The sequence below is a fragment of the Pseudoalteromonas sp. G5_S1_14_S5 genome (assembly GCF_054968605.1).
Window position 1 is genome coordinate 1 of record NZ_JBQKUM010000046.1, and the last position, 23,932, is coordinate 23,932.

Consider the following 23,932-nt stretch of genomic DNA (forward strand, 5'->3'; position numbering starts at 1 on the left):
GCGTCAAAAGTCGCATTCATATCTGCGCTGTATTGAGCACCATAGAAGGTTTTGATGTCTTCATGTAGCGTTAGCTCGATGCCTGTCTCTACGTTGGTAAAATCAGCAAACTGCTCACGTGGGTAGTGTTTCCATAACACAGCGTCACCACTCTTTTCTTCTACGCATGGCGATACTATGTCCACCAACTCCTCATTGCGAGGTAAGCTTTGGTGTTGCTGTTGCCACGCGTCAACGTATCGCTGACTAAAAGAAACCAGTGCGTCTTGAGCACGTTGAGTCATGAAAATCTCCTAAACACATAATAATAAATAGAATCTGAGCCTTTCCTTGCCAAATAAGCTTGCCTAATGAGCGATGACGTAATGACAGGGTAAAGGGGATTCAGTAAAATCGACCCCATTCTAATCGAATTTGAAACGAAAGTATGAGCAAATATTCTGACGCAAAAGAACTAGCGGGCTTAACGCTAGGCCAAAAAACTGAGTACTCTAACCAATACGATGCAAGTTTGTTGCAACCAGTACCGCGTAGCCTGAATCGTGATGATCTCGCGCTAAACGGTGAGTTGCCTTTTGTTGGTCATGATATTTGGACCATGTACGAGCTTTCGTGGCTAAACACAAATGGCCTACCACAAGTGGCTGTGGGTGAAGTTTTCATCCCAGCAACGAGCCCAAATTTAATTGAATCAAAATCTTTCAAACTGTATCTGAATAGCTACAACCAGACTCAATTCGAAAACTGGGAACAAGTGACTGAACGCTTAACTCAAGATCTGTCGGCATGTGCAGGCGAAGCTGTGAGCGTGAGTGTTAACTCGGTAACCGACTACACCAACCAACCTATCGTGACGATGGAAGGTGAATGTATCGATACTCAAGATATCCAAATCACTAGCTACGACTTTGAAGCGTCTCTACTTGAAGGTGCTGCTGGCGAACAAGAAGTCGAAGAAACACTGCACAGCCACCTATTGAAATCGAACTGCTTGATCACCAATCAACCGGATTGGGGCAGCGTTGAGATCGCATATTCAGGCAAGCAAATTGACCGTGAAGCCCTGCTGCGCTATTTAGTTTCTTTCCGTGAGCACAACGAATTCCACGAACAATGTGTTGAGCGTATCTTCACTGATATCATGAAATACTGCGCGCCTTCGAAGTTAACTGTGTTTGCACGTTACACGCGTCGTGGTGGTCTGGATATCAACCCATACCGTTCAACAGAGCAAGATAGACCAAGCCACAATAAGCGCATGGCTCGCCAATAATCGGCAAAACACATACTTATTTGGCACCTACCTAATCTTTAAAGGACACTGAAATGCGTTGGTTATACGTTGTTAGCCTATTTATTTTAAGCTTGAGCACCTCGGTGAATGCGTCGGTCTATTCTTCGGCGCTACTCAACGAAGCCAATAACTTGGTTGAGATAGAACCAAGCCAAGCAAAAAAAATGGCCAATAGCTACCTGACGCTGCGTGTCCTTTCTGATCTGCGCGAGAAAAGCCCTTCAGCGATTTCTCGCGAAGAGACAGACTCTTCGATCCGTACCCCAAACAGCAGTATTGATGCGTACAAGATCTTAGCGAAAGCAGAGTACAACCTTGGTAATATTCGTATTGCGATCAAGCACATCGAAAAAGCCTATGAACTCGCTAAAACCTACAAGCTCGACTATCTAAAGGTGGATCTTGAGATCTTAAAAGTTCGCTTAGTTTGGCTCAATGACAGAAAGTCAGCCAAAGCCAAAGCCGAACTCGAAACCATCGAAGCAAACCTAGAATCAGTCAGCAAAACCTTACGTTTAACGGAAGGCATTACCTACCGCTTAATCATGTTGAAAGCAGACATTGCTTCATACGACAACAAGATCGATGAAGCGGAGAAGTACTACCAAGAAGCTAAGAATTACCTCGACCAACGTTATTCAGAAAAAGTATCCATCGACTACCACATCGCAGTCGGTGAATTTTACCTGAACCACAAAGAGTACAATCACGCGCTGTCTGAATTGTTATATGGCTACTGGAAGTCAGTTGAAGGCAACCTAAGTTCACGCTTAGCAAAAGTTAACCGTCTACTTGCACAGCTATTCTTCGAGCGCCAAGTGTTAGACAAAGCACTAGAGCATCTATCTCAAGCCGCTGATTTCTATGATAACTTTGAAAACTCGCCAATATTAGCTCAAGTGCTTAAGAAAATGGGTGATGTGTACTTCTACCAAGGAAAATACAACCTTGCCCTAGTCCATTTCTTCAATGTGTTAGACCACGAAAGTACTGACCGAGATATCTACCAAGTCATCGATATTCGCTTAAGTTTATCAGCGACTTACCTGCGCCTTTATAATTACCCTCTTGCAGAACAGTACCTCACTCGTGCTCTTGAACTGCTCGAGTATACCGATATACCAAAACTAGATGGCCGTGCCGCACTGCTATCAGCTGGGCTGGCTTACCACCTGCAAGAGAGCGAAGATGTGATCAAGCATGCGACACGCGCGCTTGAGATCTCACGCCAAATTGAGAACTCTCGCTTATCACAACGCTCATACTACTTGCTCTCTTTGGGATACGAACAAGCCGGTCGCCCGCAACAGGCTCTTGCCAACCTCAAGCAATACAACAGCCTAGTCTCTTTAGAGCAGCAAAAACTCAACCGTGTTGGTGAAGATGCATTCCGCCAACAGAAAGAGTTCGCCGAGCAGACCTTGCACTACGCAGGTCAAGCGCAAGAGCTAGAAAAGTACAAACTTGAGCATCGCAAGTTCCAGAAGATCGCCTTCGCGCTATTCCTATTCAGTATTGTGCTGTTCTTCTTCGTGCTACGCCGAGGCTACCTCATTCAAACCTTGGCCAAAGAAGTCGATTCACTGCGCACCGATCTCTTTACGCACTCACGTTCCAAGCTGCCTAACCTAAGAATGCTAAACGCCAAGCTGTCGAACTCTTTGGAGCAAACTAGCCAAACCTTTGAGCAATGGCAGATGGGTGAACTGATTCATGAACCACTGAACGACCGTTTGCGCTTCGTGATGATTGATCTGCCTTTCCTACGCAATATGTACACGCAGAATGGTTACAAAGCCGGCCTTGAGCTTGAAGATGCGTTCGGTGAGTACCTCAAATCGAAACTGGAAGGCCTTTCTCGCGTTTACCATTTTTCGGATGCCAACCTACTCTACATCGAACCGAATTCAGACCGAGACTCATCGCCTGAAGCCATGTTCAGAAAGGTTCAAGATTGGGTGAATGAGTTCGAGACCGAACGCAATATTAATCGTACCGTTCGCATGGGCATCGCTGACTACCCATTCTTACCACGCGCGTACACCGCGATAAACGATCAAGAACTATTAGATGTACTATTGATGTCAACAAACCTAGCGCGTGAGATAAGTCTCAAAGAGCGGAGCAGCCAATGGGTATACCTCACAGCCATCGACAATGCACCCGCCGCTAGCCTTGCAACAGGTAACATAAGAGAAGCTTGTAAACATGCAATTAATCAAGGGCTAATAAAAATACAATCCTCGTACCAGAATGAGGACAACATCAAAAAAATGCTAAAAGATGACTGATTTGCGAGCGGTTAAGACTTGCAGCTCGTGACCTTATTTTCAGTTTTGTTATTATCGCTGTAACGGGATTTCATCAAAATGATCGAGTTCGATCTACGCGGCGCTATTTAATACATTTATGGGCATTCTTGAAAAAGACATTCAGGCGCAACTCCACCAGCTGAAATTTCAGTTGGAGCAAGTTCGTTTGACGCAAAGAGATACCTCGTTCAAATTTATTCGCGAACAGAAAGTTCTAAAGCGTATCGTCACATCGTTAAGCAACGCGTGCGTTGGCAGCAATAGCCATTTAGATGAAAACCTCATTGCCCTTAGGGAAGAGCTAGAAAAGCAAAAAGACATTAGCTCAATGATCCCAAAGCTGGCAGTACTTGAAAGGATGCTAAAGCAGAAAACGTTGGCTATGGATAAACAGAACGGATATCTGGACGATAGCATTAAGCACAGTGGGGAAACGCTGCAACGCATAACTGGTCTTCCAGCGCAGCTCAAACGAGACCTACGAAATTTACTTAGCTTCTCCGAATGCAATGGCAGTCAGAAAGTCGACCATGCGATAAAGCTACTCGGGATTTATGAGCGTGCCATAAAGATTATGGCGAACAACTCACGTTCGCAGTTTGCTGACGCTGCACACTCTCCGGAACAAGAGCTCCTTTCCGACCTATCAAACGAATTACAACATCTGATTACTGAACTCGATTTTGAGGGAGAATCAGGTGACATGCTGACCGATATTCGCGCAAAGCTATTGCTTGGTGTTTCTACACAAAACCTGCTTGAGCTGACACTTCAGATCCTCAAACTGGTCATTGAAGGCACCACGCTAGAGCGTAAAAAGTCTGAACAGTTTATCGATCAACTCAACGCGTCACTCGCATCGAGCATCAAAACGGCAGACCAAAATACCGATCAAAGCCAAAGCTATTTTGAGCATCGCCAAGGTCTAAACTCAGAGCTAACAGAGCTAGTAAGTAAGAGCCAAAATTCTTTAGATAAAGCGAAGGATATTGATAGCTTAAAGCAGTCGATCAGTCCACTGCTCAGTGAAATTGCCTCCCTAGCTAAAAGGTTGCATCACGCCGAACAAAAAGAGCAAGCACTGATCGAACGAATGAGCTACGGAAAAACTCAGCTCGATTCACTGTATGAAGTGACTCAAGATTACCGCAAGCGTTTAGAAGATCAGGCTCAGCGTATGCTACTTGACTCTCTAACGAAGGTTTACAACCGTACCGCTTTTACTGATCGTTTAGAGCTTGAGTACCGCCGTTGGATTCGTGCACAACACTCGCTACGTGTAGTGCTGCTTGATATCGACAATTTCAAATCGATCAACGACAGCTTTGGTTACACGGCAGGCGATAAAGCTCTGAAAATAATCGCTCGAACTATTACAAAAGAAACCTGCACCACTGATACTGTTGCTCGTTTTTCTGGTGAAGAGTTTGTCCTACTACTCCCAGAGCAGACCGATGAATATTGTCATCAGGTGATACAAAACATTCAGACTCAAGTAAGCCGTTTGCCATTTAAGTTCCGTGACCAACAAATCACTATAACCTTATGTGCTGCAAGTACTCAGTTCAAAGAGTCAGATACACCAGAAGAAGTATTAGAACGACTCAATAAAACTTTAAGTAAGGCAAAACAGCGCGGTAGCAACCAACTTGTTTGGCACTAAGCGGCCTTAAATATAATTTATTTCATTTTTTCAAATACTTATCACATACCAATTTCCTCAATGTTTGCTAAGCTAATGATTAACATTCGCTTAACAAGCATTCTTGACAAGCAATGCCATATATTCGCTCTTGAGCAGTTTATATAATCCATTAAGCAACGCTGTCGTATTCGTTTCGTCTGGTTAACTCTCTCACCTTTAACCAAACACTTTCAACGTTTGCTTCTCACTCTCGAGCCAGAGGGTTACTTAACTGTCTCCTCTGCTCTTATCAACAAGGAGGCACTATGATCACTCATATCAGCCCTGCCGGTAGCATGGATTTACTCTCTCAACTTGAGGTTGAGCGTCTTAAGAAAACCGCGTCTAGTGATCTGTACCAACTGTATCGTAACTGTACGTTAGCGGTACTTAACTCGGGGAGTCATACCGACAACTCCAAGGAATTGCTCGATAAATACAAATCGTTCGATGTCGAAGTTGTACGCCGTGAGCGTGGCATTAAGCTCGAACTGAGTAACCCACCAGAGCATGCCTTTGTTGATGGTGAAATCATCAAGGGTATTCAAGAACACCTATTTTCAGTGCTGCGTGACATTGTGTACGTCAACATGCACCTAGCCGACAACCAAAGGCTTAACCTAACCAACGCCACTCATATTACTAACCTAGTGTTTGGTATTTTGAGAAACGCTGGAGCACTAACTCCGGGTATCGAACCGAACCTGATCGTGTGTTGGGGCGGTCACTCAATCAATGTTAGCGAATACCAATACACTCGTGAAGTGGGTAATGAGCTAGGTCTACGAGAACTCAACATCTGTACAGGTTGTGGGCCTGGCGCGATGGAAGGCCCAATGAAGGGAGCAGCGATTGGTCACGCGAAGCAGCGTTACACCGATCACCGTTACCTAGGTCTAACTGAACCATCCATCATTGCGGCAGAGCCACCAAACCCTATCGTGAATGAGCTAGTGATCATGCCAGACATCGAGAAGCGTCTTGAAGCGTTTGTTCGTATGGCACATGGCATCATCATTTTCCCTGGTGGTCCAGGTACTGCCGAAGAGCTGTTGTACATCTTAGGTATTATGATGCACCCGAATAACGCCGATCAGCCAATGCCGATTGTGTTAACGGGCTCAAAAGAGAGCGAAGCTTACTTCCGCTCGATTGATAAGTTTATTGGCGATACATTAGGTCCAGAAGCGCAAAAACATTATGAGATCGTGATTGGTGACCCAGCTCGCGCTGCGAAAATCATGAAGCAAGCTATGCCGGACGTACGTTCTCACCGTAAAGAGACCGGCGATGCCTACAGCTATAACTGGTCACTGCATATTGAACCTGAGTTCCAACTGCCGTTCGATCCAACTCACGAATCGATGGCAGCACTCGACCTACATATGGACCAGAAAACAGAAAGCCTTGCGGCAAATCTGCGTAAAGCGTTCTCGGGTATCGTTGCGGGTAATGTCAAAGCTGAGGGTATTCTAGAGATAGAAAAACACGGCCCATTCATTATCGATGGTGACAAAGAGCTGATGACTAAAATGGATCAACTGCTGAATGACTTTGTTGAACAACATCGAATGAAGCTACCGGGCGGGACCGACTACGTACCTTGCTACAAAATCGCTTCAAATGATTAAGGCGTTTACATTACCAACGTTTCAACTCACTAACTGATACGTTACTATAAGGGGCTAGCAGCCCCTTTTTATTGCCTATTTAGTGGAAACTTATGTCTATCCATCTTGTTATTATCGATGCCTTAAACCTCATCCGACGCGTGCACTCGGTTCAGCCTGATCCAACCGATATAGCAAGAACCATCACCACTACAACTCGCACTTTGAATAAGATTATTTCCGAGTCCAAGCCGACGCATATCATCGCGGTGTTTGATCATCACCTGCAAGACCGAGGTTGGCGCGCGGAAGTACTGCCTGCTTACAAGCAGAACCGTAAACCTATGCCTGAGCCACTCATGCAAGGCCTTGATGTGATCCAACAAGCTTGGTGGGAATTAGGCATAGACTCGTTACTGTCCGATGGTGATGAAGCTGATGATTTAGTGGCAACGCTGGCTAAGAAAGTCGCAGACCATGACGAGACCGTCACCATCATCTCTACAGACAAGGGCTACTGCCAACTGTTGTCGCCAACCCTGCAGATCCGCGACTATTTTCAACATCGCTGGTTGGATAAGCCCTTTATCGAGGCGGAGTTTGGTGTAAAACCAGAGCAGCTTGCAGATTACTGGGGATTAACCGGTGTGAGCTCTAGCCAAGTGCCAGGCATCCCTGGCGTGGGGCCAAAAGCGGCAAAAGAGATATTAACTTCGTACCCCGATATTGAAACTGCATACCAAGCGGAAGACTTACCGAAGAAATATCGTAAGAAGTTTGATGAGCACATTGAGACCGCTCGAGTGTGTAAGCAAGTCTCAGCTCTCAAAACAGACATAGATTTAGGTTTTAACCTGCAAGATATCCGTTACGAAGCGAGCGCTTAGCTCTACATTTAACCCTTTGTTATACCAAGTTCCAGATACGGAAAAGCCTTAGTTGAGACTAAGGCTTTTTGTTATTTTCGGCTGCCGCCTAACTGAACTTAATCAGATGATTAGAAGTTATAAGCGATAGAAGCTTTGAAGTTACGACCGGCTTCGTAGCTAGTGTACTTGTCTGAGCCCCAAGAGATACCAAAGCCAGTATGCTCTGCGTATTTCTTATCAAGAATGTTATCGACACCGATGTTCATCTCTAGGTCTTTCGCAAACGTAGGTGTGTAAGCCGCCCAGATATTATGGGTAGCAAAACCAGCACGCTTCACTTGCTCACCATCTTCATCCGTGTAGTCATTACCCGGAACGAAGCGAGAGTCCCAACCAAACACAAACTCACTGTTTAGGCTGTAGTTAAAGCCCGCTTTGAAGTTATGAATACCAGTTTTACTCATGTGGCTTGTTTTGCCATTATCTAGATCTTTCTGGTCACCATCCGAGTAAGAGTGGTTAGCGTATACGCTTAGAGAGTCTAGTGCGTAGCTCAGTACCGTTTCTACACCCCACACTTCAACATCGTACTGGTTAGCCAGTGTTGTGTTGTTCTTAGTTGGGTGCATTTGATTATCTAGATTGTAGGTGTAAGCAGTGAAACCTAGGAGAGCGTAGTCCGCTGCCAGTAGACGTGTCAGATCGTAATCAAAACCAGCCTCATAGTTATTACCCGTCATCGCCTTAGTATCAGACTGTTTGACATCTGCAGCCGCTTTCATTGTCAGAGTCTCTGGCAATGACGCGCCTTTGAATAGACGACCGTAGCCTACACGAAGTTTTAGATTATCCGTGGTTTGGTATTCACCTTTAAATTTAGGAGACAACTGGTCGAAGTCGCCATCGTAAACACCACCAAGCTTATGAACGTCGTAACGCAAACCTGTCGTTAAACGGAAGTCGCTAAACTCGTACATGTCTTGCAGGTAAAGACCGTAAGCTGTTACGGTACCGCCATCCATGCCGTACTTCTTGGTTTCACCTTGCTTAGAACCACTTTGGTAAACACCGTCACCTGCGTCAATCCACTGCTCAGCCTTATAGCCATCAAGGCCGTAAGTCAGCTCATGATCACCAACCCAAGTGATATTGCGAATGTCACCACCAATGGTTGTCACGTTGTATTCACGATGTGGGATTGATAAGTCACCATCTTTAGTAAATTCCCGAGAGCCATTTACTTGATTCCAGTCGCCGTACTCTTCAGTTAGAGCATCACGGTCCATGTACTGACGGTTGTAGTAAATGTTGGTTTTCAGGTGTACTAAGTCACTACCTGTATCGTATTCGTGTTGCAGAGTCACAGTATCACGGTTAAGCGAGTGGTAGTTGTGCTCCTCATCAGCATACAGAGCACCGGCCTTCTCACCAGAAAGCTGACGTTTACCGCCATCATTGTATCGGTTAAAAGTCAGTTTAAATTCATTAGCGTCATTCGGGATGAATACCACTTTAGCGATGCCAGACTTCAATTCGCCTTGCTTAGACGTCACCGCTTCCTGATCAGGGATATGTAGGTCACCATCTTCAGAGTAGTTTGCAATCCCCATGAATTGCAGCTTGTCGTTTACTTTTGCATACACAGCAACGTTAGTTGCGAAACGCTCGTAAGCCGTTTGGTAGCTAGTTTTAACTCGAGCACCAATGCTTTCGCCTGGTTTAAGAAGGTCGCTTGGATCTTTTGTTTCGTAGCTAAATGAGCCATTAATCGCACCAGAACCCGACAGTGCAGAGTTACCGCCTAGTTCAATTTCAGCACGCTTAAGCATCGCTGGGTCAATGGCCTGATCACCAGAGTGGTGGAACAGCTGACCTTCTTGACGTGCACCATCAATAGTCACCACGGCAAACTTGTCTTCCATGCCACGTACATACACTTTGCGAGAGTAACGTGCGTTTCCGTCTACCGTTACACTTGGCATGGTATTCAGTACATCTTTAATGTCTGATGCTTGTTTCTTTTCAAGTGTGTCAGAATTGATTTCAGTCTGAACAAGTTGATCAAGAGCTGAGCCAATTACCACTACCGTTTCTTGTTCGTCGGCAGCAAGGGCTGTAAATGAAGTTAAGGCAACCGTAACGGCTACTGAAAGTGCTTTAAGTTTCATACTGTTTTTTATATTTTATGGATTGAAGTCAGGGGACGTGAATATTACACAAACTGAATGATAATTCTTATCATTTACATTCTTTACTTACGTTCACTTACTTTTCATAAAATAAATTTTGCTGAGATGCCCTCGCTGTAAAACTTACTTCGTTTTGCTGCTGAATCTTTGAATAAATCCTGCTTCGTCTCACCCCTGAAGATAGGTAGCCGTAAGTCTCGATCACTTACGGCTTTTTTAATATTCGAATACTGAAATAGCCAGCATTTCGACGATGTTGCGTTCACCATCACTCCTAAGTCCGAACATTTCACGAATTTTAGATACAAAAAATGCCCCATAAAGGAGCATTTTTATCACTGATATCTCGACGCTAATATTAGTGCGGTGAGATGTTTGAAAGCGACTGAATATGAACGGTGATCTCTTCGCGGTCATGATATAGGTGTTTAGCCTGCATCTTGAACTTCACTTTGTTCTCAATCAGGAACAGTTTTAGGTTCTCAATATCTTGCAGAACTTCATCATAACGACCCTTCATTGGCAGTTTAAGATTGAATAATGCTTCTTTCGCCCAACCTTTGATGATCCACTCACCCATAAGGTGTGCAACGCGCGCTGGTTTTTCAACCATGTCACAGATGATCCAAGTGACGTTCTTACGGTCTGGTTCGAACTTAAAGCCATCCACCATGTGGTGTTTAATCTGACCGGTTTCCATTAAGCTGTCTGCCATCATGCCGTTATCGACACAGTGAACGAACATAGAGCGCTTCACCAGTTGGTAAGTCCAACCGCCCGGACACGCACCTAAGTCGACCCCCCACATACCCGGAGCAAGACGCTCATCCCACTCGTCACGAGGGATAAATACGTGGAACGCTTCTTCTAGCTTCAATGTAGAACGGCTTGGCGCATCTGAAGGGAACTTCAAACGAGGGATGCCCATAAAGAATTGTGAGTTGTTGGTTGGGTAAGAGTAACCAACAAAACAGTGACCTGGAGCGATGAAGCACAAGTGAAGCACGGGCTTCTTAGCATTGTCTTTCGCTGTCATCAGACCTTTGCCACGCATGGCTTGGCGCATTGGCACAGTGAACTTACGACAGAACTTCAGTAGCTCTTTTGCTTCGTTAGTATCTGGCGTTTCAATACGGATATCACCACAACGAGGGAAACCTTCTTTCTCAGAAAGCGCCTCAAGAATTGGAGATATACGGTCATCGGTTGGCAGATCTTTGATTTCAACCGCTACAGCTAGCATTTGACGAGCAAAGATCAGTGATTGGAAATCGATCTCTTTGATCAACTTATCCGCTTCACCAGCTTGGTAACATTCAAACAATACGAAACCGGTATTGTTTTTTAAACGAGGAAAACCAAACACTTCCAGTTGTGTTGCCTTGTCTTGAATTTCGCCAGCACATTCTTTTTCAAAACCAGAGCGACAATAAAGTAGTACGTGTTTCACTGAGTTACCTCTTTTATATTCAAAGCAGCGAAGGAGAAGACTCCCCAACCAATGATAAATAGTAGACCACCAAACGGAGTTATTGGGCCAAACCATTTTATTCCTGTCAGTGCCAACGCATACAGGCTGCCACTAAAACAAAGGATGCCGATGATAAAACAAATTGCCGCAATGAAAAAATATTTTTGTGATTTAGCGCCAAGTTTCATCTGTAGCAGAGCACCACACGCTAATATCGCTAACGTATGAATAAACTGATACTGAACACCCGTTTCGAATACACCTAACAGGTACTCAGGTAAAATAGCTTTTAAACCGTGCGCAGCAAACGCGCCAAGCATCACTGCAATAGCGCCTGATAGACCAGCAAAGGTAAGTAGGTACTTACTTTTCATTAAGAACCTCTTTAATAAATGCTGAGAGCTTTTCAACCGTTAATGCAATGTTCTGTTGCTCTGTATAACCAGAACTCTTGCGTGGTTTGAAGCTGTGATCACCATCAGGAATAAACTCAACTCGAATGGAATCCGACAGGTCGAAATCAGCAAACTCTTCACGCTTACCAAAGGTATCGCGTTCGCCTTGAAGAATCAGACACGGCTTTTGCAAAGAAGCGAGGTGTTCACCTTTATAATTCTCTGGCTTACCCGGAGGATGAAAAGGGAAACCTAAACAAGCCATCGCTGCCACTTTATCCAACTCAGATAAGTGGCTCGCCATGCGGCCTCCCATCGACTTACCACCAATCACAAGTTTGTCCGCATCGGTTTGCTCAATGATCTCTTGATAGGCTTCAAGCAGCTTAGGCGCTCTGTCAGGCGGACGACGCTTCCCATCTTCAGCACGCTTGATCATATAAGGGAAATTGAAACGAACCACTCGTATCCCTGTAAAGGCTAACCCTTTGGCTACCGACTGCATGAATTCATGCTCCATACCAGCCCCCGCACCGTGCGCAAAGATAAAGGTGATCGGGTTATCTTCACCATCAATAATGAAGTTACTCATCAAGCAAATCCTCTTGTTCACTTTGTGCTTTAGCCAGCATCCAATCACGGAAAGTAGCGATACGGCCCATGTCGGCTTGTTTCTCATGACACACCACATAGAAAGCATTCTTGCTTACTAATACTTCATCAAACGGTGCAATCAAGCGACCTGCTTCAATTTCAGGTTGTGCGAGAACGTTGTTGCCCAATGCAATGCCTTGCCCGTGAGCTGCGGCTTGAAGCACCATGGTTGAGTGACTGAAGATCGGTCCATGATTTACATTAACGCCATCAATGCCGTTTTGTTTCGCAAACTGTTTCCAATCTTTACGAGAGGTGTCATGCAGTAGCGTATGGCATGCCAAATCTTTTAGAGATTCTAATGGTTTTGTTCCCAATAACACAGATGGTGAACAGAGAGGAACCAAGTACTCTTGATACAATTTGTCAGCTCTCAAGCCCGGCCAGTTTCCTCGACCATAGTAGATTGCGACGTCCACATCATCCGTCAACGAACCCTCATCCATATCAACGGCCTTAATTCGAACATCAATATCAGGTTCTTGTTGATTAAAGTCAGCAAGTCTTGGTACTAACCATTGAATCGCAAAACTTGGTGGCAAACTGATGGTTAACGCGCCCTTCTCACTTCTCTCAAGCACCTTATCAGTGGCCTCAGCCAATGATGTAAATATATCTTTGATATCTAAGAAGTAGCTTTGCCCCTCTTCAGTGAGCAGCAAAGAACGGTTTCTTCGGCGAAAAAGCTTCAAAGACAGAAACTCTTCTAAGGCTTTTATCTGGTGACTAACCGCAGCTTGAGTAACAAACAACTCTTCAGCGGCACGCGTAAAACTCAAGTGTCGAGCCGCAGCTTCAAACACTCTTAGCGAGTTTAATGGGGGTAATCGACGAGACATAGTTACTCTCTAAATAAGCATTAGTTTTTTTTATCTGAAACATTATAATTTGTCCGTTGCCTAGCGGCTAGAGAAATTCTATATTTCATTCCGCAGCAGCTAGCCTGAACGGCTTGATTCTCTTTAGAATCAATTGGCTTAGCTCCTGCGATGTTGTGTTTGCAAACTCGTACTTTTCGAGTTGGGTAGAGTTCTACCAAATGTTTTGTTGCAGCTACGCGCTGAAACGAGGCATCTACTTCCTGTATTTATTTTGACCTGTCTGTCAAATTGTTTACACCGCCTATTAGGCGGTGTTTTTTTATGTCCAAAGAAAAGTAACAACAAGTTTATCAATAGCTGTGCTAATTAATCCTTACTATTTCTTCACTCTACTCACAAAATCTAACCTTCGCTTACTTAAACAATCATACGCATACAAAAATAAGCATTTAATTGCGTTTTTCAGTAACAATGCGAATGCTAACGCTACAACCTAAAAATAGATGTATAACATCAGCTTGTTTGTAAACAAAATACCATACGAGCTACGCGGTGAAATAACTGTACCGATTACACAATAACAATCAACCGATAAATAGAAAGCCGCTTACTTTTCAGTAAGCGGCTTTCTGTATCTGTTACAACCTAAGTAGTGCTCTAAGCTAGCAGACTATGGGCGGTACACTTTAACGTTCTTGAAGCCCTGCTCTTGCAGGTATAGCGCTTGCAGACGGCTCATAACACCACGGTCACAGTACAATAGGTACTCTTTACCTTGGTCTAGGTCACCAAATTGCGTCGCTAGCTTGTAGAAAGGTAGGTGTTTTACATCAACGCCATCGATTTCTAATGGGCTTTCGTCTTCTTCATCTGGGCTACGGATATCAAGAACGATAGCGTGCTCAGCAACAGCTTGAACCTGTTCCACTTCTGGAGCTTGCTCTTGGCTCTCTTTCTCAATATCACGGATATCCATAACACGAGCGTTCTCGATCACTTGCTCTAGCACTTCAAAGTTAAACTTAGCTTCTTCTGCTGCAAGTTTACCTTTCTTCGCTTTCACTGTTGGCTTCTTAGAGATAACACCACAGTATTCAGGCATTACTTTCGCGAAGTCTTCGGTGCCGATCTCGCGCGCAAGAGCGATGATGTCTTCTTTGTCCCAGTTGATAAGCGGACGAAGGATCAGCGTGTCTGTTACGTTATCGATATGACGCAGGTTAGTTAGAGTTTGGCTGGATACTTGACCTAGTGCTTCACCAGTAACCAATGCTTCGATCTTGAGCTTGTCTGCCACCATACCACCAGCACGCATGAACATACGCTTAAGCACAACTCCCATTTGGCCGTCTTCTACGTTCTCAAGGATTTCAGCAACAACCGGTTCGAAATCAACAGAGATGAACTTCACTTTTGCCGAAGAACCGTACTTGTTCCATAGGTAGTGAGCCACCTGCTTAACGCCAATCTCGTGCGCAGGACCGCCAAGGTTGAAGAAACAGTAGTGAACTTTAGAACCACGTTTGATGTGTAGGTAGCTTGATACGCCAGAGTCAAAACCACCAGAGATCAAGCTCAGTAAGTCTTCTTGAGTACCTAGAGGGAAACCACCAAGGCCTTTGTGACGCGCTAGCACTTGGTTAAGTTTGTCATTAGCCACTTCAACTTTAACCGTTACTTCTGGATTTTTCAGCTTAACACTTGCCGACTCAACCGCTTGATTCAGACCGCCACCTACGTAGCGCTCAAGCTCGATAGACGTGAACTCATGCTTACCACGACGCTTAGCACGAACAGAGAACGTTTTACCTTCAATGTCAGCACGGCTGCGCTCTAGAACTTGCTCGTAAATATCGTGCAAGTCTTTGAAGTCTGACTGTTGTACTTCTAAAGAGTGGTGAATACCTGGAGTGTGAGTCAGAGCCTCTAACACTTCTGTGTAGTACTTATCACTCTCAGACGTCACTTCGATATGGTCACGACGATTAAATACCGCAACACCTTCACAGCGACGCTGAATAACGTTACGAATGTTGCACTCTAGAATCCTTGTGAAGCGCTTACGCACCGATTCACTTTTTACAAAAATTTCCGGATGGGGCTTAACAATAAATTTCATAGTACGTTCACAACATTAATGTTCAAAATTTTAAAAGGCTCTTGGCCAAGTAAATTGGAGAATTTACGCAGCACTGGAAGCAAGAGTAGATCATATCTAAATCTAAGGGCGCGAATTATACATGAGAAAGTGAAACAAGGAAAAGAGTGCTTGCTTTGGCACCAGTAATAAATACACACCCTATTAAAAATAGCATGCTTACTCACGGTCGGCATTCTTATAGATAGATGGGTAGATAAACTAACACTCACCACGTAAATAAAAAACCCAACCTCATCATAAGGTTGGGCTTTCTGGTTGGTTTAATAAGTCAGCTTAACTCGTAGCTCGGTACTATTCAGAAATCACTGGGACTTCATCGCTGTAAAGTGGCTCACCTTGCATGATACTGATCTCGACGCGACGGTTCAGGCTACGCTGCCATTCAGTATCGTTCGGCTCTAAAGGCTCAGTATCCGCCATACCACGTACTCTCAAACGTTGATGAGAGAATCCGCGCACCTTTTCCATCTCTTGAGCAACAGATACTGCTCGCTGAGAGGACAGATCCCAATTCGAACGATACAGTTCAGAATCAAGACGTTGGTTATCAGTATGCCCAGAGATTCGAACAATGCCCGGAACATCTTTGACTAATTCAGCCACCTGTCTCACCAAAGGTCGGAACTTAGGCTGTAAGAAAGCAGAGCCCGATGGGAATGCACCCTTCTCACGAATTCTAATCACAATCTGCTGACCAAGGTTTTCTACCTCAATCGCGCCTTGATCGATTTCCCGTTCCAACGCCTTCTTGATGCTTTCCATCAAGGTTTCCATCTCTTGCGATTGAGCTTCGGCTTGCTGTTGGTCTGACTCAGAGTTTTGGTTATCGTGAGTCGATACCTCTGGCGATTTGCCTCCGGTCATCTTGCCTTGGTCACGCATGGTACCGCCAGCGCGCTCGGATTCACCTTCGTGAAATTCCAACGTCTGCTGAGTGATATCTATCGTTTGTTGCATGATCACATCAATCGGTGTTGGTTCTGGACGACCAGGGCGAAACTCTTGTGCAATGATGCTGGTCCCCTTCGGGATATCTTTTACTTCTAAACGGTTCTGTACACCAAATGCGAATTTCATCGAGCCAGCGATCTGCTTAAACTTCAGTACATCCATCTCAGAGAATGAGAGCAGAAGTACGAAGAAACACATCAGCAGTGACATCAAGTCAGCAAATGTTCCCATCCATTGAGGTAACCCCGGAGGAGGACATTTGCATGGATTCTCTTCATCCATCTTCAACTCCTCTTACGCAGGTTCACCATCAATCGTACGCTTACCTTCATTCAGGTAGCTCTTCAGGTAACCATCAATAACTCTTGGGTTTTGACCATCTTGAATAGCCAACACACCATCCATAACCAGGCGGCGGTTCAGTGTCTCTTGATCACGACGCAGCGCTAGTTTGTCTGCGATTGGGAAAAACACCATGTTCGATAGAATTGCGCCATACAGCGTAGTTAAGAGTGCAACCGCCATCGCAGGGCCGATCGCTTTAGGATCATCCATGTTCGAAAGCATAGCAACCAGACCAACCAAGGTACCGATCATCCCCATCGCAGGTGAAACATCGCCAAATGCAGAGAACACCTTCGCGCCCTGCTCGTGACGTTCTGTTGTTAGCGCAATGTCTTTTTGTAGTGCTGCTCGCACGACATCACCATCATGGCCATCAACCAACAGGTCGATGCCCTTTTGCATAAAGCTGTTGCTGATTTCCATCTCTTCCAGAGCTAAGAAACCACCTTTACGTGCTGCGTCCGCCATTTCAACAAGCTTAGCGATAAGATCTTCAGGCTCATCGGCTTTAAACATAAATGCTTTGCCGGCAATTTTAGCCGCACCAAAGAACTGTCCCATTGTGAATTTCATTAGAACAACAAACGTTGAACCACCAATCACGATCAAAATGGATGTCGTGTCATAGAACATCCCGAGGCTTCCACCTAGGATCATTGCCATGATTACAAAGGCAAATCCACCAATCAAACCTATTAGGGTTGCTAAATCCACTGAGCACTCCTCATGCTTTTTTGTAGCTCTATGTCGACGATAATCCTTTTATCGGCAAGACTATAATATCTTTTAGTAAATTCTTGGCCTAAGTATCACACTTTTGCTTTTTATATCACAACTATTACCCGCTTCCCCGTTCTCGAACAGTCATAAACTCGAGAAAGGTAGAGTTATTAAAGGAAAGTGGCTTCAAGCCTCTTAAAAACGAACTTTCTAGCAAAATTTATTGGTTACATTTGACCATCTGAACGCCCTAGGGTAACGTTCGTTCATCTTTCCAAACGCAGATTTATTATGGCTACTAAGAAACCTGAAAATATGAGCTTTGAAGCGGCAATCGAAGAGCTCGATGGCTTGGTTGATCAACTAGAAAACGGTGATCTAGCTTTAGATGATGCGCTGAAAAAATTCGAACGAGGCATCTCCCTCGCTCGTGCAGGTCAAAGTAAACTAAACGATGCAGAACAACGTGTTAGCATCCTACTGCAAAATGACGAAAATGCAGAACTGAGTGACTTTAACCCACAACCAGAATAACGAATTGTATGAGATCCCCTATGATCGAGACTTTATTGTCTTATCAAGCACGTAATAACGAGCAACTGAACCTTTGGCTTGACCGCCTGCCACACCAAAATCAGAACCTGATCAACGCAATGCGTTATGGGTTACTTTTAGGCGGCAAACGCGCGCGTCCATTTCTTGTCTATATTACAGGGGAAATGCTCGGTTGCACCGCGGAAGAACTCGATACTCCAGCTTCTGCAGTCGAATGTATTCATGCCTACTCTCTTATTCATGATGACCTTCCAGCAATGGACGACGACGAACTGCGTCGTGGCCACCAGACTTGTCACATCAAATTCGATGAGGCGACGGCTATTTTAACGGGCGATGCACTACAAACTCTCGCATTTACTATACTTGCAGAAGGCACATTAAGTGCTGATGGTGAAAGCAACCGCGTTCGAATGATTCAACGCCTAGCTGAAGCCTCTGGAGCTCAAGGTATGTGTATCGGCCAGGCACTTGATATCGAAGCTGAAAACCGCGCAGTCACGCTTGAAGAGCTGGAAGAAGTTCACCGCAATAAAACCGGTTCTCTTATGAAGAGTGCAATCCGTTTAGGTGCGCTAGCTGCAGGTGAAAAAGCGTTCGAGGTGCTGCCTCAATTAGATAAGTTCGCAGATGCCATCGGATTAGCCTTCCAAGTTCAAGACGATATCTTGGATATCGTTGGCGACACCGAAACTTTGGGTAAACCACAGGGTTCTGACCAAAATTTGAACAAAAGTACCTATCCTTCTTTGCTAGGTTTAGAGGGCGCTCAAGAAAAAGCGCAATCTCTGCTGCAGGAAGCGCTTCAAGCTTTGGCCGCGATCCCATACAATACCCAGTTACTCGAAGAGTTCGCCCGATACGTCATCGAGCGCAAGAACTAAGACAATAAGCGCGTATTACCTATGACTCTTGATATATCAAAGTACCCAACTCTTGCTTTGGCTGATAAGCCAGAGGATTTGCGTCTTCTCCCAAAAGAGACGCTAACACAGCTTTGTGATGAATTACGCACCTATCTTCTTAACTCAGTGAGCCAATCAAGTGGTCACTTAGCGTCAGGCTTAGGTACGGTAGAGCTCACTGTGGCTCTGCACTATGTGTACAACACGCCCTTTGACCAATTGGTTTGGGATGTTGGTCACCAAGCATACCCGCACAAAATTCTTACCGGTCGTCGTGACCGCTTGTCAACTATCCGCCAAAAAGACGGACTACACCCATTCCCATGGCGTGAAGAGAGCGAGTACGACACTCTTTCTGTTGGTCACTCTTCAACATCGATCAGTGCCGCACTCGGCATGGCGATCAGTGCCAAGAAAGAAGGCAAAAACCGCAAAGTTGTGAGTGTGATTGGTGACGGTGCGATCACTGCTGGTATGGCATTTGAAGCCATGAACCACGCAGGCGATGTCCACAATGACATGCTGGTTATCCTAAACGATAACGAGATGTCGATTTCTGAAAACGTAGGTGCGCTCAACAACCACCTAGCTCAAGTTCTTTCTGGCAGTCTTTACACGTCTATTCGTGAGGGCGGCAAGAAAGTGCTATCTGGCGTTCCGCCGATTAAAGAGCTAGTTCGTCGTACAGAAGAACACCTAAAAGGCATGGTTGTTCCTGGCACCATGTTTGAAGAGCTAGGCTTCAATTACATTGGTCCAGTAGACGGTCACGATGTAAATGAGCTGATTAAAACGCTTAAGAACATGAGAGACCTAAAAGGTCCTCAGTTCCTGCATATCATGACGAAAAAAGGTAAAGGCTACGAGCCAGCGGAGAAAGATCCAATTGGTTACCACGGTGTACCTAAGTTCGATCCTGCACACTCAAGCTTACCCAAGAGCACAAGCTCTAAGCCAACTTTCTCCAAGGTTTTTGGTGACTTCCTGTGTGATATGGCTGCGCAAGATCCTAAGCTAATGGCGATCACGCCAGCTATGCGTGAAGGTTCTGGCATGGTGCGTTTCTCGAAGGAATACCCAGATCAATACTTCGATGTAGCGATTGCTGAGCAACACGCCGTGACGCTAGCAACCGGTATGGCGATTGCGGGTGATAAGCCGATTGTAGCTATCTACTCGACATTTCTACAACGTGGCTACGATCAACTGATCCACGATGTGGCTATCATGGATCTACCGGTTATGTTCGCGATTGACCGCGCAGGTCTCGTGGGTGCAGATGGTCAGACACACCAAGGTGCGTTCGACTTAAGCTTCATGCGCTGCATTCCAAACATGGTGATCATGGCACCAAGTGACGAAAACGAATGTCGCCAAATGCTGTACACTGGCCACCAACACCGTGGACCGAGTGCAGTTCGTTACCCTCGTGGGAATGGCATTGGCACAGAAATCCAAAGTGAGTTCACTGTACTTGAGATTGGTAAAGGCCGCATCGTTCGTGAAAGCTCAAAAGTAAAAAATGGTACTAAGGTTGCTATCCTAAGCTTTGGTACTTTCCTAGAAAATGCACTTCAAGCTGCTGATGCAATGGATGCCACCGTTGCAGACATGCGCTTTGTTAAGCCGTTAGATGAAACTCTAATCAAACAACTTGCCGCTGAACACGATGTACTGGTGACTATCGAAGAAAATGCGATTGCCGGTGGTGCAGGTGCAGGTGTGATTGAGTTCTTGATGCAAGAGAAACAGCTAATGCCTGTGCTGAACCTTGGCCTACCAGACAAGTTCATTTCTCAAGGCACTCAAGGAGAACTGCATGAAGAGCTAGGCTTAGACACGCAAGGTATTGAGAAGTCTATCTCTGACTACCTTGCTAGATAGCTTTTACTTGCGAACTGCAAACGCAAAAAAACAAAAAAGGTTGGCCCTATGGTCAACCTTTTTAGTATGCGCTAACTCATTAGCTAGCCACTGTTTAAGTCAGTTGTTACAACAAATTAGCAACACGGCTTAAGAACAGGTTCATCGTAGTTCTCTGGCTCATCAGAGTAGATAGCAACATTAAAGTTCTCAACTAAACCTGTTTCATCAACGCACTGCTCTTGGAAGAACTGTTGAATTTCACGACGTTGGCAGTGCGCTTCAAACGCTTCGTTATCCGCCCAGATTTCATTGAAAGCAATCGGGAAGCTCTGACCTTCCGCAAATGGACTCTGGATGTGGCGAGTTACTGTGTATTGAATACAACCATCTTCACGCAGAGTGTTTGGCTCTAGTGCTTTTAAGACCTCAAACAGCTCGTTCAGTTTGCCTTCTTTCGGCTGAAATTGAGCAATACAGTAAACCTTCTTAGACATTGTAATTCCTTGTTTTATCTTTATTTAAACTAACCAACCAGCGAAATGGGCCACTGCATACAGCGAAATCGCCGCCATAATACCAGCCACAATATCATCAATCATGATGCCTAAACCGCCATGAACTCGGGCATCTAACCAGCCAATCGGCCACGGTTTTACCATGTCAAAGAAGCGGAATAGAACAAAGCCAGTCAGTAGCCATTTCCAATCATCGGCAGGAATGCTCAACATTGGTACTAGGCTCATGGTGATCCAAAAGCCCGCAAACTCATCCCATACGATAGAACCATGATCGTGAACACCCATATCATCAGACGTCACTTGGCAGATTTTGATACCAATAATGCAACTTACCACGACCACCGCTACATAAGTTAGGAAAGGTAACTGAACCAATAATAGATAAAGAGGAATCGATGCAAGTGTCCCCATGGTTCCAGGAATAATAGGCGATAAGCCACTGCCAAAACCCGTTGCTAGTATGTGCCAAGGGTTCTTAAAAGAGATTGCAGATAGTGGGTTTGTCATCAATTAACCTTAAAGTGATCGTAACCAGTTAAGCTCCAACTCAACGGTTCACCATTATTGTGTAGTTCAAAGTATTCTACAGGTCTTATTTGACCAATACAGGTGACTTTTGTTCCAGTGTGTGACAAAGCACTTTCCAATGAACCTTTATTCTCTTCTGGCACGGTAAAGCAAAGCTCATACTCCTCACCACTGGTCAGCGCATACTGCTGCGCCGTAGCGATATCAGGGGCAAACTGGCGTAGTTCTGGGGAGATAGGTAAGGTACTCACGTCGATGCTTGCACCAACCTCAGAGCGCTTAAGGATATGTTTCAAATCCGAGATGACACCATCTGAGATATCAATAGCCGATGAAGCAAGATTGACAAGCGCTTGACCAGCTAACACTCGTGGAGAACTGATATAGTGCCTCTCTTCAAGTTCTTTGGCATACGGCTTAGCTTGGTTTACTGTTGGGTCCAATAGAACCTCTAAACCGGCTTTGCTGTCACCTAGATTGCCTGTCACATAAATCCAATCTCCAACCTTAGCGCCGTCTCTACGCAGGGCTTTCCCTTCTGGTACAAAGCCTTGTACTGTCAATGTCAGGCTTAGTGGTCCTTTCGTGGTATCACCACCAATTAGCTGAATACCAAAGTAATCGGCCAGTTTGAAAAAAGAGTCACAGAACGGCGCTAACCAAGCTTCATTCACTTCTGGCATGGTTAAGGCAAAAGAGACCCACGCCGGCGTTGCGCCCATAGCAGCCAGATCGCTGATGTTTGAAGCTAATGCTTTGTGCGCGACCCAAGCCGGATTTGCTTCTGCTAGAAAGTGAGTGCCCGCGACTAAGGTATCGGTGCTGATCGCGATCTCAACATTACCTGGGGCTTTCACCAAAGCACAGTCATCACCGACGGCGAGGTGTACGTCTTTACGTTGAGGCTGTCGGTTGACGAAATATTTATCGATTAGGTTGAATTCACAAGACATCACATGCCCTATCTTTGAAATTTCTTTACAAAAAAGGCCAGCATGAAAGCTGACCTTTAGATTCAATATACGTAGAGATTACTTCTTACGTACGTGTGGCGCTGCTTTATCAAGCACACCATTCACAAACTTATGGCTGTCTTCTGCTGCGAATACTTTCGCTAGCTCGATAGCTTCGTTGATAACCACTTTGTATGGTACATCTTCGCGACGAGTCATCTCGTACATAGCTAAACGTAGAAGAGCAAGTTCCATTAAGTCCAGATCTTGCATCGGACGAGATACGAATGGACGAAGCTTGCTATCAAGTTCCATGTGGCTAAGAGCAACACCAGTTAGTAGGTCGCGGAAGTATGCAACGTCTGTTTCTGGCATAGCAAGTGCAGGTTCTGCAGCATGATTTTCTTCTTCATCATACTTACCACCAGATAAGAACTGTTCTTCAACGGTAGCAATATTTTCTTTAGTAATTTGCCAAGAATAAATTGCTTGTAGAGCAAATTGACGTGCGTTACGACGTGCGGCTGGTTTCACACTGGCCCCCATTAGGAATCGATTTCAGAAAGAACGTTGATCATCTCAAGTGCGCTTAGTGCAGCTTCTGCACCTTTATTACCAGCCTTGGTTCCTGCGCGTTCAATAGCTTGATCGATCGTATCAACAGTTAGTACGCCGAATGCTACTGGAAGAGAGTATTCCAGAGACACTTGCGCCAAACCTTTATTACATTCACTACAAACATAGTCAAAATGAGGCGTACCGCCACGAATTACTGTACCAAGAGATACAATCGCGTCGAACTTACCCGTTTTTGCAACGCGCTGCGCTACAAGTGGAAGTTCTACTGCACCAGGACAACGAACAACAGTGATGTTGTCTTCGCTTACTTGTCCATGACGTTTTAAAGTATCGATTGCACCAGAAAGTAAACTTTCGTTAATAAAACTGTTGAAACGAGCAATAACGATAGCAATTTTTGCATTTGGCGCTGGGAAGCCACCCTCGATCACTTTCATAAGCCTTCCTTTAACTATTTTCATCAAGTGAGAATCGCCGGATTCTAGCATAAAACTGTGAGCAATATCTAATGCTAATTTAGAAGAACAGACTCCGGAGATGTAAAGATGATAA

22 protein-coding genes are annotated in these 23,932 nt (G+C 45.0%); 8 read left to right on the plus strand and 14 right to left on the minus strand.

Going from position 1 to position 23,932, the window contains the following annotated elements; genetic code table 11:
* Positions 1-284 (minus strand): SecY-interacting protein Syd (locus ACTRWI_RS14335; protein WP_499132308.1); only part of this gene is annotated, 284 nt, incomplete at its 3' end.
* 143 nt (positions 285-427) lie between these two features.
* Here ACTRWI_RS14335 and queF point away from each other — a divergent pair.
* The 5 genes from queF (at position 428) to xni (ending at position 7,787) form a co-directional block, all read left to right on the plus strand.
* Positions 428-1,273 carry an NADPH-dependent 7-cyano-7-deazaguanine reductase QueF gene (queF, locus tag ACTRWI_RS14340; protein WP_499132309.1) on the plus strand — a complete coding sequence of 282 codons (846 nt, stop codon included), beginning with the start codon at positions 428-430 and terminating at the stop codon, positions 1,271-1,273.
* A gap of 53 nt (positions 1,274-1,326) precedes the next feature.
* A complete protein-coding gene (locus ACTRWI_RS14345; protein WP_499132310.1) occupies positions 1,327-3,585 on the plus strand; it encodes a tetratricopeptide repeat protein in 2,259 nt (752 codons plus the stop codon).
* A gap of 118 nt (positions 3,586-3,703) precedes the next feature.
* Positions 3,704-5,269 (plus strand): GGDEF domain-containing protein, encoded by a 1,566-nt coding sequence (locus tag ACTRWI_RS14350; RefSeq protein ID WP_499132312.1) that lies wholly within the window; start codon positions 3,704-3,706, stop codon positions 5,267-5,269.
* 287 nt (positions 5,270-5,556) lie between these two features.
* A complete protein-coding gene (ppnN, locus tag ACTRWI_RS14355; RefSeq protein WP_499132313.1) occupies positions 5,557-6,921 on the plus strand; it encodes a nucleotide 5'-monophosphate nucleosidase PpnN in 1,365 nt (454 codons plus the stop codon).
* Between the two features lie 92 nt (positions 6,922-7,013).
* Positions 7,014-7,787, plus strand: coding sequence for a flap endonuclease Xni (xni, locus tag ACTRWI_RS14360; RefSeq protein ID WP_499132315.1), 774 nt, complete (start codon positions 7,014-7,016; stop codon positions 7,785-7,787).
* A 110-nt stretch (positions 7,788-7,897) separates the two neighbouring features.
* Here the strand turns inward: xni and ACTRWI_RS14365 are convergent, their stop codons facing one another.
* The 8 genes from ACTRWI_RS14365 to pomA all read right to left on the minus strand — a co-directional run bounded on the left by ACTRWI_RS14365 (position 7,898) and on the right by pomA (position 17,470).
* Complete coding sequence (locus ACTRWI_RS14365) at positions 7,898-9,937, minus strand: TonB-dependent receptor plug domain-containing protein (protein WP_499132316.1); 2,040 nt, start codon at positions 9,935-9,937, stop codon at positions 7,898-7,900.
* 379 nt (positions 9,938-10,316) lie between these two features.
* A complete protein-coding gene (gene rlmM, locus ACTRWI_RS14370) occupies positions 10,317-11,408 on the minus strand; it encodes a 23S rRNA (cytidine(2498)-2'-O)-methyltransferase RlmM (protein WP_004738523.1) in 1,092 nt (363 codons plus the stop codon).
* On the minus strand, positions 11,405-11,803 hold the full coding sequence (locus ACTRWI_RS14375) for a DUF423 domain-containing protein (RefSeq protein WP_128159631.1): 399 nt from the start codon (positions 11,801-11,803) through the stop codon (positions 11,405-11,407). The genes rlmM and ACTRWI_RS14375 overlap by 4 nt, the downstream gene beginning before the upstream one ends.
* Complete coding sequence (locus tag ACTRWI_RS14380) at positions 11,793-12,416, minus strand: alpha/beta fold hydrolase (protein WP_499132318.1); 624 nt, start codon at positions 12,414-12,416, stop codon at positions 11,793-11,795. Before ACTRWI_RS14380 ends, ACTRWI_RS14375 begins: the two co-directional genes overlap by 11 nt.
* Positions 12,409-13,317: a transcriptional regulator GcvA gene (locus ACTRWI_RS14385; protein WP_004738518.1), complete on the minus strand. Its 909-nt coding sequence runs from the start codon at positions 13,315-13,317 to the stop codon at positions 12,409-12,411. Before ACTRWI_RS14385 ends, ACTRWI_RS14380 begins: the two co-directional genes overlap by 8 nt.
* A 652-nt stretch (positions 13,318-13,969) precedes the next feature.
* Entirely contained in the window at positions 13,970-15,418 is a 1,449-nt protein-coding gene (thiI, locus tag ACTRWI_RS14390; protein ID WP_499132320.1) for a tRNA uracil 4-sulfurtransferase ThiI, read from the minus strand.
* Between the two features lie 333 nt (positions 15,419-15,751).
* The gene (locus ACTRWI_RS14395; RefSeq protein WP_499132322.1) at positions 15,752-16,693 is read right to left on the minus strand and encodes a flagellar motor protein MotB; all 942 of its coding nucleotides are present in this window, start codon (positions 16,691-16,693) and stop codon (positions 15,752-15,754) included.
* A gap of 12 nt (positions 16,694-16,705) precedes the next feature.
* Positions 16,706-17,470 carry a flagellar motor protein PomA gene (gene pomA / locus ACTRWI_RS14400; protein ID WP_499132324.1) on the minus strand — a complete coding sequence of 255 codons (765 nt, stop codon included), beginning with the start codon at positions 17,468-17,470 and terminating at the stop codon, positions 16,706-16,708.
* Between the two features lie 297 nt (positions 17,471-17,767).
* Here pomA and xseB point away from each other — a divergent pair, with 297 nt between their 5' ends.
* The 3 genes from xseB to dxs are packed head-to-tail and all read left to right on the plus strand — an operon-like array spanning position 17,768 to position 20,820.
* Complete coding sequence (xseB, locus tag ACTRWI_RS14405; protein ID WP_004734405.1) at positions 17,768-18,010, plus strand: exodeoxyribonuclease VII small subunit; 243 nt, start codon at positions 17,768-17,770, stop codon at positions 18,008-18,010.
* Between the two features lie 20 nt (positions 18,011-18,030).
* On the plus strand, positions 18,031-18,915 hold the full coding sequence (gene ispA, locus ACTRWI_RS14410; protein WP_499132328.1) for a (2E,6E)-farnesyl diphosphate synthase: 885 nt from the start codon (positions 18,031-18,033) through the stop codon (positions 18,913-18,915).
* 21 nt (positions 18,916-18,936) lie between these two features.
* A complete protein-coding gene (gene dxs / locus ACTRWI_RS14415) occupies positions 18,937-20,820 on the plus strand; it encodes a 1-deoxy-D-xylulose-5-phosphate synthase (RefSeq protein WP_499132329.1) in 1,884 nt (627 codons plus the stop codon).
* A gap of 116 nt (positions 20,821-20,936) precedes the next feature.
* On the opposite strand, the gene ACTRWI_RS14420 is transcribed toward dxs, so the two are convergent.
* From ACTRWI_RS14420 to ribH, 5 genes are all read right to left on the minus strand, one after another.
* Positions 20,937-21,296, minus strand: a complete 360-nt coding sequence (locus ACTRWI_RS14420) for a putative quinol monooxygenase (RefSeq protein ID WP_499132330.1) — start codon at positions 21,294-21,296, stop codon at positions 20,937-20,939.
* A gap of 24 nt (positions 21,297-21,320) precedes the next feature.
* Positions 21,321-21,827: a phosphatidylglycerophosphatase A gene (gene pgpA, locus ACTRWI_RS14425; protein ID WP_499132332.1), complete on the minus strand. Its 507-nt coding sequence runs from the start codon at positions 21,825-21,827 to the stop codon at positions 21,321-21,323.
* Positions 21,827-22,801, minus strand: a complete 975-nt coding sequence (thiL, locus tag ACTRWI_RS14430; RefSeq protein ID WP_499132334.1) for a thiamine-phosphate kinase — start codon at positions 22,799-22,801, stop codon at positions 21,827-21,829. The genes pgpA and thiL overlap by 1 nt, the downstream gene beginning before the upstream one ends.
* Before the next feature lie 78 nt (positions 22,802-22,879).
* Entirely contained in the window at positions 22,880-23,335 is a 456-nt protein-coding gene (gene nusB / locus ACTRWI_RS14435) for a transcription antitermination factor NusB (protein ID WP_499132335.1), read from the minus strand.
* An 11-nt stretch (positions 23,336-23,346) separates the two neighbouring features.
* The gene (gene ribH / locus ACTRWI_RS14440; protein ID WP_004741508.1) at positions 23,347-23,817 is read right to left on the minus strand and encodes a 6,7-dimethyl-8-ribityllumazine synthase; all 471 of its coding nucleotides are present in this window, start codon (positions 23,815-23,817) and stop codon (positions 23,347-23,349) included.
* Positions 23,818-23,932: the final 115 nt, after the last annotated feature.

What these genes read in the sequence shown, in the direction of transcription:
- ACTRWI_RS14350 (WP_499132312.1), top strand. Translation starts at nt 3,704, where the DNA reads ATGGGCATTCTTGAAAAAGACATTCAGGCGCAACTCCACCAGCTGAAA.
- ACTRWI_RS14385 (WP_004738518.1), bottom strand. Translation starts at nt 13,317, where the DNA reads ATGTCTCGTCGATTACCCCCATTAAACTCGCTAAGAGTGTTTGAAGCT.
- ACTRWI_RS14365 (WP_499132316.1), bottom strand. Translation starts at nt 9,937, where the DNA reads ATGAAACTTAAAGCACTTTCAGTAGCCGTTACGGTTGCCTTAACTTCA.
- pgpA (WP_499132332.1), bottom strand. Translation starts at nt 21,827, where the DNA reads ATGACAAACCCACTATCTGCAATCTCTTTTAAGAACCCTTGGCACATA.
- queF (WP_499132309.1), top strand. Translation starts at nt 428, where the DNA reads ATGAGCAAATATTCTGACGCAAAAGAACTAGCGGGCTTAACGCTAGGC.
- ispA (WP_499132328.1), top strand. Translation starts at nt 18,031, where the DNA reads ATGATCGAGACTTTATTGTCTTATCAAGCACGTAATAACGAGCAACTG.
- ribH (WP_004741508.1), bottom strand. Translation starts at nt 23,817, where the DNA reads ATGAAAGTGATCGAGGGTGGCTTCCCAGCGCCAAATGCAAAAATTGCT.
- ACTRWI_RS14375 (WP_128159631.1), bottom strand. Translation starts at nt 11,803, where the DNA reads ATGAAAAGTAAGTACCTACTTACCTTTGCTGGTCTATCAGGCGCTATT.
- ACTRWI_RS14380 (WP_499132318.1), bottom strand. Translation starts at nt 12,416, where the DNA reads ATGAGTAACTTCATTATTGATGGTGAAGATAACCCGATCACCTTTATC.
- xni (WP_499132315.1), top strand. Translation starts at nt 7,014, where the DNA reads ATGTCTATCCATCTTGTTATTATCGATGCCTTAAACCTCATCCGACGC.
- dxs (WP_499132329.1), top strand. Translation starts at nt 18,937, where the DNA reads ATGACTCTTGATATATCAAAGTACCCAACTCTTGCTTTGGCTGATAAG.
- ACTRWI_RS14395 (WP_499132322.1), bottom strand. Translation starts at nt 16,693, where the DNA reads ATGGATGAAGAGAATCCATGCAAATGTCCTCCTCCGGGGTTACCTCAA.
- thiL (WP_499132334.1), bottom strand. Translation starts at nt 22,801, where the DNA reads ATGTCTTGTGAATTCAACCTAATCGATAAATATTTCGTCAACCGACAG.
- ppnN (WP_499132313.1), top strand. Translation starts at nt 5,557, where the DNA reads ATGATCACTCATATCAGCCCTGCCGGTAGCATGGATTTACTCTCTCAA.
- ACTRWI_RS14420 (WP_499132330.1), bottom strand. Translation starts at nt 21,296, where the DNA reads ATGTCTAAGAAGGTTTACTGTATTGCTCAATTTCAGCCGAAAGAAGGC.
- ACTRWI_RS14345 (WP_499132310.1), top strand. Translation starts at nt 1,327, where the DNA reads ATGCGTTGGTTATACGTTGTTAGCCTATTTATTTTAAGCTTGAGCACC.
- xseB (WP_004734405.1), top strand. Translation starts at nt 17,768, where the DNA reads ATGGCTACTAAGAAACCTGAAAATATGAGCTTTGAAGCGGCAATCGAA.
- thiI (WP_499132320.1), bottom strand. Translation starts at nt 15,418, where the DNA reads ATGAAATTTATTGTTAAGCCCCATCCGGAAATTTTTGTAAAAAGTGAA.